This window comes from Acinetobacter sp. IK31 (assembly GCF_035615195.1).
In the GTDB taxonomy this organism is placed as follows: Bacteria; Pseudomonadota; Gammaproteobacteria; order Pseudomonadales; family Moraxellaceae; genus Acinetobacter; species Acinetobacter calcoaceticus_C.
In genome coordinates this window covers 124,588-139,591 of sequence record NZ_JANBOB010000008.1, presented here as the reverse complement: position 1 = coordinate 139,591, position 15,004 = coordinate 124,588, and the positions used below count along the sequence as shown (strand labels likewise).

The 15,004-nt window shown below is 40.4% G+C and carries 12 protein-coding genes and 2 tRNA genes; 8 read left to right on the top strand and 6 right to left on the bottom strand.

Translation table 11 applies throughout. From position 1 onward, the window contains the following. Positions 1-18 precede the first annotated feature (18 nt). Complete coding sequence (gene hcaR, locus MSG66_RS05410; protein WP_042894661.1) at positions 19-924, top strand: DNA-binding transcriptional regulator HcaR; 906 nt, start codon at positions 19-21, stop codon at positions 922-924. A 258-nt stretch (positions 925-1,182) separates the two neighbouring features. After that, positions 1,183-1,860 (top strand): DUF1345 domain-containing protein, encoded by a 678-nt coding sequence (locus tag MSG66_RS05405; RefSeq protein ID WP_202742559.1) that lies wholly within the window; start codon positions 1,183-1,185, stop codon positions 1,858-1,860. A 55-nt stretch (positions 1,861-1,915) separates the two neighbouring features. Here MSG66_RS05405 and MSG66_RS05400 read toward each other — a convergent pair whose 3' ends face one another. From MSG66_RS05400 to MSG66_RS05385, 4 genes are all read right to left on the bottom strand, one after another. Continuing rightward, the gene (locus MSG66_RS05400) at positions 1,916-2,521 is read right to left on the bottom strand and encodes a glutathione S-transferase family protein (protein ID WP_324652793.1); all 606 of its coding nucleotides are present in this window, start codon (positions 2,519-2,521) and stop codon (positions 1,916-1,918) included. Between the two features lie 49 nt (positions 2,522-2,570). Further along, on the bottom strand, positions 2,571-3,263 hold the full coding sequence (locus tag MSG66_RS05395) for a YafY family protein (RefSeq protein ID WP_324652791.1): 693 nt from the start codon (positions 3,261-3,263) through the stop codon (positions 2,571-2,573). A 67-nt stretch (positions 3,264-3,330) separates the two neighbouring features. Next, positions 3,331-4,005: an HAD-IA family hydrolase gene (locus tag MSG66_RS05390; RefSeq protein ID WP_324652789.1), complete on the bottom strand. Its 675-nt coding sequence runs from the start codon at positions 4,003-4,005 to the stop codon at positions 3,331-3,333. Continuing rightward, entirely contained in the window at positions 4,002-4,934 is a 933-nt protein-coding gene (locus tag MSG66_RS05385; protein WP_075431255.1) for an RluA family pseudouridine synthase, read from the bottom strand. The genes MSG66_RS05390 and MSG66_RS05385 overlap by 4 nt, the downstream gene beginning before the upstream one ends. Before the next feature lie 721 nt (positions 4,935-5,655). Here MSG66_RS05385 and MSG66_RS05380 point away from each other — a divergent pair. The 4 genes from MSG66_RS05380 (at position 5,656) to MSG66_RS05365 (ending at position 11,397) form a co-directional block, all read left to right on the top strand. Continuing rightward, positions 5,656-9,006 (top strand): Rne/Rng family ribonuclease, encoded by a 3,351-nt coding sequence (locus tag MSG66_RS05380; protein ID WP_324652787.1) that lies wholly within the window; start codon positions 5,656-5,658, stop codon positions 9,004-9,006. A 191-nt stretch (positions 9,007-9,197) separates the two neighbouring features. Beyond that, positions 9,198-11,039 carry a long-chain-acyl-CoA synthetase gene (locus tag MSG66_RS05375; protein ID WP_133975581.1) on the top strand — a complete coding sequence of 614 codons (1,842 nt, stop codon included), beginning with the start codon at positions 9,198-9,200 and terminating at the stop codon, positions 11,037-11,039. Between the two features lie 184 nt (positions 11,040-11,223). Continuing rightward, positions 11,224-11,299 (top strand) — tRNA-Lys (locus tag MSG66_RS05370). A gap of 22 nt (positions 11,300-11,321) precedes the next feature. Further along, positions 11,322-11,397 (top strand) — tRNA-Lys (locus tag MSG66_RS05365). 63 nt (positions 11,398-11,460) lie between these two features. Here the strand turns inward: MSG66_RS05365 and MSG66_RS05360 are convergent. Next, a complete protein-coding gene (locus MSG66_RS05360) occupies positions 11,461-12,357 on the bottom strand; it encodes a LysR family transcriptional regulator (protein WP_324652784.1) in 897 nt (298 codons plus the stop codon). Positions 12,358-12,469: 112 nt separating this feature from the next. Here MSG66_RS05360 and MSG66_RS05355 point away from each other — a divergent pair, with 112 nt between their 5' ends. Further along, positions 12,470-13,225 carry an SDR family oxidoreductase gene (locus tag MSG66_RS05355; RefSeq protein ID WP_133975583.1) on the top strand — a complete coding sequence of 252 codons (756 nt, stop codon included), beginning with the start codon at positions 12,470-12,472 and terminating at the stop codon, positions 13,223-13,225. Between the two features lie 44 nt (positions 13,226-13,269). Here the strand turns inward: MSG66_RS05355 and hemW are convergent, their stop codons facing one another. Next, complete coding sequence (hemW, locus tag MSG66_RS05350) at positions 13,270-14,424, bottom strand: radical SAM family heme chaperone HemW (RefSeq protein ID WP_324652781.1); 1,155 nt, start codon at positions 14,422-14,424, stop codon at positions 13,270-13,272. A gap of 116 nt (positions 14,425-14,540) precedes the next feature. Between hemW and MSG66_RS05345 the strand changes: the two genes are divergently transcribed. Next, on the top strand, positions 14,541-15,002 hold the full coding sequence (locus MSG66_RS05345) for a DMT family transporter (RefSeq protein WP_042894640.1): 462 nt from the start codon (positions 14,541-14,543) through the stop codon (positions 15,000-15,002). The last annotated feature ends 2 nt before the right edge of the window (positions 15,003-15,004 follow it).

Below are 15,004 nucleotides of genomic sequence, written 5' to 3'. Positions count from 1 at the left end.
ATTTTTTGGATTAGTCTTATGGAACTACGCCACCTCCGATATTTCATTACCGTTGCTGAAGAATTAAATTTTAGTAAAGCTGCTCTGAAACTTTTTACCGCACAGCCCTCCCTTAGCCAACAAATTAAAGATTTAGAAGAAGACGTAGGTGTACGACTTTTAAACCGTACAAAACGTAAAGTTGAATTAACCGAAGAAGGCGTAGTGTTTTTAGAACATGCCCGCTTAACACTTATTCAAGCTGAAAAAGCAGTTGCTCTAGCACGACAGGTTTCTAAGGCTAAACAGCAACTATTACGTATCGGTTTTGTCCCCATTGCAGAAATGAAAATTTTCCCTTACGTTCTTCCTAATTTGCGCTTACAACACCCCGACCTCATCATTGAATTATCTAACCTAAACAATACAGAACAACTTAAAGCTTTAAAAAAAGGTGAGTTGGACATTACCTTTACCCGAGAAAATATACTTAGTGATGACATCCAAAGCCAATTTGTTTTGACTGAACCCTTAATTTTTTTACTTCCTAAAAATCATCCACTTACTCAATATGACCGAATTCCTGTCCATGCCTTACAAGGCGTTGACTTTATTATTCCTGCTGCCGAGCAGTCACAAACATTACATAACACTATTTTAGACTTTGCCAAAACTCACAATATTGACCTTAATATTGTTCAAAAAGCGGACAGCATGTTGTTTAATATTAACTCTCTGGGCTCAGGGTTAGGCTGTACTATTTTACCAGCTTACGTTGCACCTTTAGGGATTAAAAATACGGTAGTTCGTCCACTGGATGTTGAATTACCGACTCTCGATTTATTTGTCAATTACCGCAAAAATTCACAGTCTTTAGGCGTTCAAAAGTTTATTGACCAGCTCACTAAAGTATTCCATCTGGATAAAAACTTAACCCACACCTAATTAAGAAAGCTATATTTTATTTTTTAAGCCTATGATTAATAAGAACACCTTTATAAAAGGTATAAGTAAATAATATTTTTTTATTTATTTTATACTTTTTATAAACAGTTTAGTCCGCGCTTTTGTTCTATTTTACCTAATCGGTAAAAGCAAATATAATTAAAAATATTGGAATAAAATCTATATAAAACTGGATATTATTTTCACCATTTAATAAAAAACAATATATTTAATATCTAGTAAAAGGAGATTAGGAAAATGGTTGCATTATTTCAACATCTTGGACGTAGTGTACGAAACCGCCCTCATTTCTTTATTGCTTTATTTGTAGGATTTATCACAGCAGCTATTTTGACTTGGCTAACCTCATGGAAATGGTCAACCATTTTATTAGTAAGTTGGAATACTTCCGTGAGCATATATTTACTTCATGTTTGGCAGCTCATGAAAAGTGCCGATCACTCACAAATGCAACAACAAGCAAAAAAGCAAGATGAAAGTAAATGGGTCATCATGCTGATTGTGTTACTGGCCTTAACCATGTGTATGGTTGCTATTCTAATTCAACTATCACAACTTCCTTCCGATAGTTCTGCAAAACTAGGACATGTTGCCTTAGCATTATTAACAATTGTTTCGGCATGGCTATTTATGCATACCGTTTTTGCTCTGCATTATGCTCATGATTTTTATATGGCTTTATCTAGAAATGAAAAAAATGGTGGTTTAGATTTCCCTGGAACAGAACATCCGATCTATCCGGACTTTTTATATTTTAGTTATATTATTGGAACTTCGGCTCAAACTGCTGACGTTTCAATTACCAATAAGCATATGCGGCTTTTAAACTTATTTCACGCCGTATTGTCATTTGGTTTTAACACTACAATTTTAGCAATTTGTATTAACGTTGCTGCAGGCTTTCTGACCAACTAACTTCTTATTTATAAAAACAAAAAGTCATCCAAAGGGATAACTTTTTACCTAAAGCTTAGCTGGAGAACACCGCACCTAACGCTTGCAAACTTTCGCGTTGCTTAATGGTTTCAACATAACGCGTAATGGCTGGATGTGATTCAATCGCCCCCATTTTCAACTGCCATAATAGCATTGCTCCAACACTGACATCGGCAGCCGTAAACTGTTCACCACATACATATGGGTTAGCTTCACTAAGCCCCTGCACTAAAGCTTGGTAAGCATCGTTATAGTCACCATAACCCACAAATATTTTTTGCTCAGGAGATACCTCTATTCCGAGGGCTTTATCAACACCGGCAGCTTCCCATGGACCTGCCATCACAAATAACCAGCGATAATACAAACCACGTTTAGGATCATCTAATGCCGGAGCCAACCCCTTGTCGAAAAATTTATCGGCTAAATACGCACAGATCGCGCCTAGCTCATAAATCACGACATCGCCATCCACCAATACTGGCACTTTTCCAAAAGGGTTAATTTTTAAATATTCTGGTGATTTCATTTCGGTCTTGTATGCAACTTCAATACGTTCACACTCAACACCTAATTCGACTAAAAGCCAGTCGACCACAACACCACGTGACTCTTTGTTAGTATAAAGTTTAAGGCTCATTTTTATAGCTCCTTGTTTATCGTGGGTCCTAGTCTACAAAACCTCTTTGTCAGTTTTTGTCAGTAGTCTGCGATTCTTGCGCCCACCACTGCTGAAATAGTTGTTGCTTAAATGATGGGTATAATTCTTGGCTTAAACTCAGCTGTTGAATACGATCGAGTCGAAAATGTCGAAAATCCTGCCTGAGTTCACACCATGCAGCCAACACAATTTTGTCATTAAAATATCCCAAGGCAAAAGGCCACAAAGTTCGAACACTACTTCGTTGCTGCTCATCATGATAATGCATCGAAATTTTGACTTGCTGCCGAATGGCTAAACGCACTTGTTCGACTCGATTTTCATCTACTGGTAGCCATGTATTAAACGCTCTTAAGGTCGTTTGCTGTAATAAATATTGCCGATGTTCAGGCAAAACAGAATTCAATTTAGCTAATACTGATGTAGATGCCGATTGTAATGATTGATCTGGCACACTCTTTAACCAATACAAGGCCAAGAAAATAGCTTCGACTTCATTTTCATTAAGCGACATTGGTGGCAATACAATATCTTCTTTAAGCTGAAAACCTATACCTGCCGATGCCTCAATTTCTACGCCCTGCTCACGTAAACTATCAATGTCCCGATAGATACTTCGCGCACTAATTCCCATACGCTCAGCGAGAACCTGTGCTGTGATTGGATAACGCGCTTCACGAAGTTGTTGTAAAAGATTTAATAGACGAATAGAACGGCTCATTTTTCTCTTCTTATTGTTTTTTAAATTCAAATAAGGGGGAATGATATCCCCCTCGTACCGCTTTAAATTATACTAAATCTATAGCAGGTAACTGAGCATAACCGTTTAGGAAGCGATGAAGCTCTTGAACATCTTTGGCAATTGTTAAAGGCTTGAATTGTTGTAGCACTTCAACCGAATGAACGCCATAACCGACACCAATTCGTGGCATGTCTAACCGTTGGGCCATCTCAAGGTCATAGCTACTATCACCAATCATTACCGCACGCTCAACACTCACTCCAGTGACTGTTAAGATTTCTTGCAACATGAGTGGATCGGGTTTCGATCGAGTTTCATTGGCTGCTCGAGTCACATCAAAAAGATGAGTACTCTGTGTTTTTGCGATTACGCGATCTAATCCACGACGGTTTTTACCCGTTGCAACTGCAAGTTTTAAACCTTGAGCCTTTAAGTCATGTAAGAGCTCAGCAACACCATCGAACCATGCGTCATTTGTAGAATTGGCAATATAGTGATCGCCATATGCTTTTAAAATTGAATCATGTAACTCAGGTGCTTCTGGGAATAAGGTTTGCATAACTTCGGGCAAGCCTAAACCAATAATGCTTTTTGCTGCTTCATTGGTTAAAGGCAATTCATGTTGTTCTGCAGCATGTTGTAAGCTAGCAACAATCTGTCCAACAGAGTTATATAAAGTCCCATCCCAGTCAAAAATAACTAATTCGGTTTTTAGACTCATTTTGCCACTCTCAAAGCCTTTAATAACTGGGTCATATCTTCTGGTAACGGCGCTTCAATCGATGGATAACCCGGAATATCTAAACGCATCGCATGTAAGCATAGACGGCGGGCTTCAGGGCCAGTGTACACAGTAGTGTGCCCATATTTATCATCACCAATCAACGGGTGACCAATGCTTAAACCATGCACACGGATCTGATGAGTACGACCTGACAAAGGTGACGCATGGATTAATGTTGCATTTTTAAAGCGCTCTGCTACAACCCATTCTGTTTTACTTGGTTTACCATCTTTAGTCACACGTACACGACGCTCGCCATTTGCCAACTCATATCGCAATAAAGGCGCATCAATTAGTTGTTTATCTAGGCTCACCTGCCCTTTAACAATCGCAGCATAGGTTTTACGAATTTTGTGCTCACGCAACATATCTTGTAGTTGTTTTAATGTGCTTCGTTTTTTACTAATCATGACCAGGCCTGAAGTATCACGGTCAATACGATGAATAAGTTCTAAATATTTTTTGCCAGTCGCTGCACGTAGTGCCTCAATCAAACCATATGCCATACCACTGCCACCATGGACAGCAATACCTGAAGGTTTATTGACAACTAATAGCCCTTCGTCTTCATAAACAATACGGCTTAATAAGCTTTGTGCTACATTGTCACTGACAGGAGCGGCTGTTTCATCTTTTTGTTCATAACGAATTGGAGCAACACGAATCTGATCGCCAATCTCAAGTTTAGTCTCAGCTTTAACACGTTTTTTATTTACTCGAACCTGACTTTCACGAATCAAACGATAAATACGACTTTTAGGTACACCTTTTAAGCGCGAGAACAGGAAATTATCAATTCGTTGTCCTGCTTGATGTTCATCCACCTCAAACCAAGTGACACTTTGCCATTGCTGTGTAGAATTCATACTAATATTTAAACCTGAAATTTTGCTAAATTTGATTAATAAATGACCGTTTAGCTTAGTTTTTTCACAAGAAATCTAAGCTTAGCCCATAGGCAGATGCTGCAAGGTTTGATATAGTCAGCGCACGGATACCGCCGTAAGTGAACATCTAATAGGGAATTTCCCTGATTGAAACCTCAATCAAAATGATGCTTTCACCATCAGCTCGGATAGGTCCTAAAGAATTATGCCGACGCCGAAGGCTTATTATATCGGCAAAATGACAAACTGTTGCGTTTAATTCAGTTTGTTCAAAAAAATATGTTACCAACTCTAGTTGGTTATGGAACGTAAACTGATACACATCAGACAAATCGCTCCTTAATGTTGCCTTCAGGCTAAAGCGTTGATGCATTGGAACTGCCGAAAGCACCGATACGATGAACATTCCGTATCAAACTTCTAAAAAGAAGTCACTTCGCGCACAATGACAGTGAAAGTCATTAACCAATGTACCGCTCACCCGCCAGTGAAGCACTAAGGAAATCCGATTTAAAGGTTGAAGCAGTATTGCCTACATCACAGACGAGAATCGAAGTTCAGGCTAAATGTAGCCGGTAACAGATGACTCAGACCACAAATATTTTGAGATCTGGGAAATGATCCGTCATGTTCGATGTTCGTTCAGAACCTTTAAGTTTGTGCGATATGTTTGTGTGGGTCACTATTAGGTGTCACACCCATGAAACGTATGTTGATTAATGCAACTCACGCAGAAGAAGTCCGCGTTGCACTTATCACTGGTAATCGTCTTTACGATTTTGATTTAGAAAATCGTACCCGAGAACAGAAAAAATCCAATATCTATAAAGGCCATGTAACCCGCGTAGAACCTTCTTTAGAAGCTGTGTTTGTCGAATATGGCGCAGGCCGTCAAGGCTTTTTGTCTATGCGTGAAATTGCGAACAGCTATTTCCAGGCAGACCCGCGACAAACTTCAAACATTCGTGAGCTCATCACTGAAGGTACTGAATTACTTGTTCAGGTTGAAAAAGAAGAACGTGGTAATAAAGGCGCTGCCCTTTCTACATTCATTTCACTTGCAGGACGTTATTTGGTTCTTATGCCAAACAACCCGAAAGGCGGTGGTATTAGCCGTCAAATTTCAGGTTCTGTACGTGAAGAATTAAAAGAAATTTTAGCTTCTTTAAATTTACCTCGTGGCATGAGCGTTATTGTGCGTACCGCAGGTATTGGCCGTACTCAAGAAGAGTTACAGCTAGATTTACAGCACTTGCTTGATCTTTGGACACAAATCCAAGGCACAGCAAGTTCTGGCCCGTCTCCAATGCTTGTTCACCAAGAAGCTGGTGTAGTAACTCGTGCTATTCGCGATTACTTACGTGATGACGTTGCAGAAATTTTAATTGATAGTGAACAGGCCTATAACGAAGCTTATAACTTTGTTAAAGCAGTAATGCCTCGTCAATTAGACAAGCTTAAAACTTATACTTTAAATGAGCCATTGTTTGCACATTTTGGTATTGAAAGCCAGATTCAAACTGCTTACGAGCGTGAAGTAAAACTTCCTTCTGGTGGTTCAATCGTAATTGATCAGACTGAAGCTTTAGTTTCAATCGATATTAACTCTGCGAAATCGACTCGTGGACATGACGTTGAAGAAACTGCACTAAATACAAACCTAGAAGCAGCAGAAGAAATTGCTCGCCAACTTCGTCTTCGTGACATTGGCGGTTTAGTTGTGATCGACTTTATTGACATGACTAAAGAACGCAACCAACGCATGGTTGAAGCAAAACTTCGTGAAGCAACACAAAGCGACCGTGCGCGCATCCAGTTTGGCCAACTCTCTCGTTTTGGTTTAATGGAAATGAGCCGTCAACGCTTACGCCCATCACTTGAAGAAGCAACCGGATATGTTTGCCCACGCTGTCATGGCACAGGTATGGTCCGTGACTTACGTTCACTTTCGCTTTCAATTATGCGTAAAGTCGAAGAAATTGCACTTCGTGAACGTCATGGTGAAGTACAAGTAGAAGTTCCTGTTGAAATTGCAGCGTTCTTACTCAATGAAAAACGACATAGCCTTGTTTATTTAGAGCAAACCTCTAGTGTTCGTGTGACGATTTTACCTCACCCACACTTAGAAACACCTCACTATGAAATTCAGTACAATCCAGATGGCTTTGCACCATCTAGCTATGAGCGTACTGAAGCAACTCGTTCAAGCGAGAAAGAGTTAGGTTATGAATCTTCTGAATGGCATTTAGAAGAAGCAGATCATGGCCATGCTCATGCAGCTCCTGCTGCAAACAACGCCACTGCTCAAAAGAAAGTAAATCAATCATCAGCTCAACCTTCTGCTGCTCAACCAAGCACTCAAAAAGCAGCAAGCCCTTGTGCATGGTTAGAGAATCTTTTTGTTCAAAAACAAGCTAAAACTGTTGACCAATCTCGCTCGGCTCAAAATGCTGCTGCGACAATTGAACAAATGGTGAATACTGGCGCTGTAAGCCGTGGCCAGTTTGGACAAGTTGTAGTACCGGCAGTTGCTGAAGTTGTTTCGGCGCCATCTAACAATGCTTATATTTCGCAATCTCCTGCTAAACAGGAAGTTCGTGAGAATGTTGAAAAAGACGAGAAAGTACAACAACGTCCAAACAACAAAAAACGTAAGCACAAAGAGCAACGTGAACAACATCACCATACTCAAGAGCCACAACAGCAGCAACAACCACAACAGGTTCATGAAGAAGTTGTACAGTTATCACGTCAAGAACAACGTGAGTTAAAACGTCAACAAAAACGTCCGCACACTGATCAGCCACATCCACAACAACAAAATGATGGACAACAAACTGAAAATGTCGTGCCGCGTCGTGACCGTAATAATCAACAACGTCCGAACCGTCCAAATCGCCACCGCGATCCAAGCGTATTGAATGAAAATCAAAATGCGCCGGCGGCACCAGTAGTTGTTGATGAGAAACAAGTTAAGGTTAATCTGATTGATGCTCCAAAGCATGAAGTCATGAATACAGCCTTAGTGATTAATGTTGATCAGGCACAAAGCGAAATTATCGCTTTAACTCCTGAGCAGCCTGTTAAAAAACGTACTGAAACAGCACCTGTTGTTGAAGTCGTTCAAGAGTCGGCTCCAGCACCTGTTGCTGTTGTAGAAGAGGTAGTAACTGCTGAAGCAAAAGAAACTACTCCTCCTTCGGCAGACAACAAAAATCAACCGCAAATTCAACGTGCGAGTAATGACCCTCGCATGCGTCGCCGTGAACAACGCAACGCAAAACGTGCTAAAGCTGCGGTACCGTCTATTGCCCCATCGCAAATTCCAACTTTGGTGCAATACACAATTGGTAGCTTGATTCGTCATGTTTATGGTGAAGACTGCACAGTATTGATTGAACAGTTTGGTTTAGTTCCAACGTTTAATCGTGCATTGCTAAAATTTGCAGAACAGTATGCAAGTACTCTAGTAACAGAAGTCGCGTCTGATGCTGAAGACAAGAAGCCTGTTACTCGTGATGCAGAGCTTCCAGGCAACAAACCATCACAAGAAGCAGAGCCTGCGCCTGTACTTGCATTGACGCCACAAAAAGAGTCGACACCACGTGTTGCTAATGATCCACGTGAGCGTCGTCGTTTAGCAAAACTTGCTGCTGAACAAGCTTTTGAGCAAGTTAAACAACAACACTCTGCACCAGAAGAAGCTGCTCCTGTAGCTCCGGTTGTTGAAGAAACTGTTGTTGCTCCTGTTGCTGAAACGCAAGCACCTGTTGAGTCAAAACAACAACCGCTTGAGCTTGATCAGGTAACTGAAGTAGCGCAAAGTGAAACAAGCGTAGAAGAAACACCAGCGACAACTGTGGTTGAAGCTCCAGCTGTGAAACAACCGAGAGCAAAAGCCAAAGCAGCCACTGAACAAGCTGTAGCACCAGTAGAAGCTAATGCAGAGGTTGAATCAGAAGATTCTAAGGCTGATCTGGACAAACCAAATCGTCCTCCTCGTCGTCCTCGTGGTCGTCCACCAAAGAAAGCAAATCCTGTAGCTGAGTAAATCATTTGCTCAATTGCAGCTAATTTAAACAAACCTAGTCATTTCGATGACTAGGTTTTTTTTGTTATTTTTAACCAATTAGGTTGATTGCACTAGAAGAAAAGTTTTAAAAGCATGGTGAACCATGAAAAATACTGTACTTTTGCCAACGCAACCTTTTTTGGATTGATCGAAAAATAAATAGGATTGATATGAGCCAGACAACACAGACCGATATCATTACGCTTGGTGATGTTGCAACAAGACTTCCTAGCTTCATCCCCAAGGTACCCCATATCCTGAATGGTCTTAAACAGGCTTACTTAAGAACAGCAAATACCCCAACGGGATTGGGTGTAGCTTTTGAAAAAGCTGTTAAGCGAAATCCGCAAGGTATTGCATTATTATTTGAAGATCAAAGTTACTCATATGAAGCTTTAAACGAATGGGCTAACCAGATTTCTCATTACTATCTCTCTCTTGGCGCACGTAAAGGTGACGTGATTGCCGTAATGGTTGAGAACCGTTCTGAACTTATTGCTACTATTGTAGGCTTAGCTAAAATTGGGGTAACTATTGCGCTTGTTAATACCTCTCAAGTAGGTAAGGTTCTCGCTCATAGTATCAATCTGGTCAAACCAATTGCCGTCATTGCAGGTGAAGAAGTTCGGGCGGTAATTGATGAAATTCGTCAGGACCTCAATGTTCCTAAAGACCGTTTCCATTGGTTTGCAGATCAGGCTACCCGTCAAGATGCGGGAATAGCGCCTCAAGGTTATGCCAATCTTGCAATAGAAATTGATCAATTTCCAAAATTTAACCCATCGACTACCCAGTCTGTTCATGGGAGCGATGGCCTGTTTTATATTTATACCTCAGGCACTACTGGCTTACCAAAGGCTGTTATTTTCAAACACAGTCGCTGGACGCTCGCATATGGCACCTATGGCCACATTTTAAATCTTGGCCCAGATGATGTGATGTATGTAACTTTACCGCTGTATCATGCAACGGGTGTCGTCGTTTGCTGGTGTGGAGTGATTGCAGGAAGTTCTACCCTTGCAATTCGACGTAAATATTCAACCAGTGCTTTCTGGAAAGATGTTCAGAAATTTAATGCCTCTGCAATTGGATATGTAGGAGAGCTTTGTCGCTACTTAATGGACGCTCCTACTACAGAAATTGACCGTGCTCACCGTGTAACCAAAATGATCGGCAATGGCATGCGTCCAAACATCTGGGATAAGTTCAAACAACGTTTTGGTGTTCAAGAAGTTCTTGAGCTTTATGCATCAAGTGAAGGCAATGTCGGATTTAGTAATATTTTCAATTTCAATAACACCGTAGGCTTCTCTCCTATGCCCTACGCGGTCATTCAGTTTGATAAAGAAAAGAATGAGCCTGTACGCGATAAAAATGGCTGGTGTAAAAAAGTTAAAGCAGGTGAAATCGGTTTGCTAGTTGGTAAAATTACCAGTCGTTCGCCTTTTGACGGCTATACAGACCCAGAAAAGAATAAATCTGTGATTATGAAAGATATCTTTAAAAAAGGTGACTCATATTTCAACACAGGTGATCTTGTTCGTAATATTGGTTTCCGTCATGCCCAGTTTGTTGACCGCTTAGGAGATACTTTCCGTTGGAAAGGCGAAAATGTATCTACGACTGAAGTTGAGAACATGGTTTGTGAATATGACAAGATCGCTGAAGCGGTGGTCTATGGTGTAGAAATTCCAAATACCAATGGTCGTGCTGGTATGGCAGCAATCACACTTGCTGATGGTGCCGAATTAAATGAGTCTGATTTAACAGAAATGGTCACTATATTTAAAAAATGCCTACCGGCTTACGCAGTACCCGTGTTTTTACGTGTGCAAGCTAAAGTTGAAACAACAGGTACTTTTAAATATCAAAAGAATAAATTGAAGGAAGATTCGTTTAATCCAGGCAAAACTTCTGAACGTTTACTCGCTTTATTACCTGGTGCGAACAGCTATTGTGATGTCACAACTGAGATTTTTGACAACATTCAGGCATATAAATATCGTTTTTAGTTCATTTTTTAGCTAAACAAGAGAAAATCGTGCTTTTTATAGGCAATCATGCAAATGTTTTTGATTTACCTCTTGTGTTAGTTGAATAACTTGCTAAAATACGCGACATCAAAACAAAGGTGGTGTTAGAAAACTTTTAGTTATCTTGCACTTCACATTCAAACATTGTTTGAATGTTTGTTCAGGGTCGTTAGCTCAGCTGGTAGAGCAGCGGACTTTTAATCCGTTGGTCCCGCGTTCGAATCGCGGACGACCCACCACTTATCTGTTTTGAACCTATTTGGGTCGTTAGCTCAGCTGGTAGAGCAGCGGACTTTTAATCCGTTGGTCCCGCGTTCGAATCGCGGACGACCCACCAAATTCTAAAAAGCCTCTCACTGCGAGAGGCTTTTTTTATTGTTATCTTATTTTAATTTCATGACTAAAAGATGACGATGCATTTCTTATATAAAACGTCTTTAACCCAATTCATAAAGATTTCTAAACGTTTAGGAATATAACTTCGGTTCGGATATAAAATATTGAGTGGCAAAGATTGAGGCGTATGTGCACTTAGCACTTCAATCAGAGTTCCTTGCTCTATTTTATCCTGAACATCATAGTATGGAAGTTGAATAATCCCTAAGCCAGCACAAGCCGCTGCGACATAAGCTTCTGTATTATTTACACTCAAAGCACTATCCATCATTACTGTTCCATCTTGATATAAAAATACGCCTTGTTTTTCCCCTACGGCTCCTGCGTAATTAACGAGTTTGTGCTGAGATAGATCTTCTAATTGCTCAGGCATACCGTACTGTTCCAGATAATTGGGACTTGCACAGTTCACCATAATCAAGTTGCCAACGAACTTCGCAATCAAACTACTATTATCTAACTGCCCCACCCGAACAACGCAGTCAATCCCTTTCTCGATCAAGTCAGTGATGTCATCAGAGCTATTCAGTTGTAAATGAATATCTGGATAGCGGCTATAAAAATCGGGAAGTTCAGGAATAATGACTTGATGCACAATTCGGCTAGGCATAGAGACTTTTAGCGTGCCACGGTAATGCTGCTTTTGTGTCTGTATGAGTTGTTCGAGCTGTTCATAGTCAAATAATAGATTTTGACATTCAGGTAGTATTCTTTGTCCATCTTGAGTGAGACTTACTTTGCGTGTGGTCCGATGAAATAGCCGAACACCATAGTGCGTTTCAAGTTGCTGAATTGCACTCGTCACTGTCGAACGAGGTAAATCAAGCTGATTTGCCACTTCACTAAAACTTTGTCGTTTAGCGACTTCTGTAAAAATAAAAAATTGCTGCAACCGATCCATTTAATTGTTCGTGTTTTCTGAATAGTTAAACCAAACTAGCATAATTGATCAAAAATTACCGCCAATCTAGACTAAAAACACATTAGAACAAGTCATCATAGGAACAATCATCATGACAACTCATACTCTCAAAGATAAAGTTGTATTGATTACAGGCGGTGCAAAAAACTTAGGTGGACTCATTAGCCGTAAATTTGCAGAGCAAGGTGCAAAAATCGCAATTCACTACAATAGTTCGGAAACTCAGGCCGATGCAGAACAAACCTTAGCAGATGTAAAAGCATTAGGTGCAGATGCCGTTTTAATTCAGGCAGACTTAACCCATATTGATAATATAGAAAAACTCTTTATAGACACCAAACAGCATTTTGGTGGAATTGATATTGCCATTAATACGGTTGGAAAGGTTTTGAAAAAATCCTTCTTGGAAACCACCGAACAAGAGTTTGATAGCATGAGTGATATCAACTCAAAAATTGCCTATTTCTTTATTCAGTCGGCTGGTCGTCATTTAAATGATGGCGGAAAAATCTGTTCAATCGTTACTTCTCTTCTTGCAGCTTACACTGGGCTGTATTCAACCTATGAAGGTTTAAAAGCGCCTGTTGAGCATTACACTCGCGCTGCATCAAAAGAATTTGGAGACCGTCAGATTTCTGTGACTGCTGTTGCACCGGGTCCTATGGATACACCTTTCTTTTATGGACAGGAATCTGCCGAGGCGGTGGCTTACCATAAATCAGCTTCAGCTTTAGGTGGGCTCACCAAAATTGAAGATATTGAGCCTTTAATCCGTTTCTTGGTCACAGATGGTTGGTGGATTACCGGCCAAACAATTTTTGCAAACGGCGGTTATACGACTCGCTAAAATAAAAAAGCCGCATCTTATGATGCGGCTTTTGCTTTGCTTCATTATAAAAATTCTTCAAGCACTGAGTTTAAGAAAATATGCCCCTGCTCTGTACAGGCTAAACGAGAAATATCATCTACCAATAGTTTTCTAGCTCGCAGCGATGTTAGTACGTCATTTATGCTATCTAAGCTTAAGCCTGTACGCTGTTCATATAACTCAGCTTTTACCCCATCATTTAAACGCAAAGCATTCATCATAAATTCAAAAGGTAACTCTGTTGCCTCAATCTTTTTCATTTGCAAATGTTCAGCTGGAACCTTGGCTAAATAGTCTTTCGGCAAACGAGTTTTTTGGAAACGGTACACTCCATCTGGTCGTGTAACTTTGCCATGTGCACCTGCACCAATCGCAAGATAATCGCCAAATTCCCAATAATTTAAGTTGTGTGTTGAAGGCAGCTCTTTACGCCATGCCGAAACTTCATAGTTTATAAAACCATTTGCCTTAAGATATGCCTCGCCCTGCTCTTGAATGTCTTCTAGCATTTCATCTTGCGGCAAAACGGGCTGGGTACGAAAGAAAACCGTATTAGGCTCAATAGTAAGTTGATACCAACTAATATGAGTTGCCCCATTCTCTACAGCAACTTTTAAATCATAAAGTGCCTGCTCTAGCGTTTGCTCAGGCAAACCATGCATTAAATCGACGTTCACCCGCTTAAAGCCAGCTTGCTTTGCCTGTTGAATCGCATCCATTGCATTATTTGCTGAATGAATACGACCCAGCTTTTGCAAATGATTGGTATCAAAGCTCTGTACGCCAATAGACAAGCGGTTAATACCAGCTTCTAAATATCCTGCAAACGGGTCATGCTCTACTGTTCCAGGGTTGGCTTCTAAGGTAATTTCACAGCCATCTTCAAATTTGAGCAGCGACTTAAGCTGTTCAAACAGCCAGACGTAACCTTGTGCAGAAATGAGTGAAGGGGTACCACCACCAATAAATACACTGTGAATTGATCGCCCCTGTGCCATTTCTAATTGAGTTTCAAAATCGGCGACCAACGCTTTTAAATAGGTTTGTTCGAGTTCTGACGAAAGTGCTCCATCTGGTACGGCATGCGAGTTAAAGTCACAATATGGACATTTACGCACGCACCAAGGCATGTGGATATATAAAGATAAAGGAATAGAAGCAGGATTTAATACAGCCAAGGAGCAAGCCCAATTTACACAATATTTCTATTTTAACATGACTGCATCAATGGGCTTATGAAAACATACCTTAATTGCTTTAGACTAATTTTAAACATACTTAAATACTGATAAAAATGATGAAATTCTCTAGTCAACTCTTCCTGTTTTTACCCCTAGCTATGGGAATTGGTGTTGCCATGGCTTTTCAAACTGCTATTAATGCACAGCTCAGAGAACAATTACACTCGCCATTACAAGCAGCGCTCTTATCATTTTTTGTGGGAACTATTGTTTTGGCTATTATGGTTTTCTTTCAAAGCGCCGAGAAACCCACTTTAAGTGAAATATCCAATATTCCTTGGCTTCTTTGGACTGGAGGATTTCTTGGGGTTTATGCAATTAGCATGAGCATTTATACTGCACCTAAACTTGGTTTTTTAACCTTTACAGGGCTAGTCGTTTTTGGGCAAATCGTTATTTCAATGTTGCTTGACCACTTTGGCTGGTTAGGTACAGAAAAGACACCTGTTACATGGCAACGGTTTCTTGGTGGGATCATCATTTTTGTCGGTGTTTTACTCACTTTGCAACGGTAGCT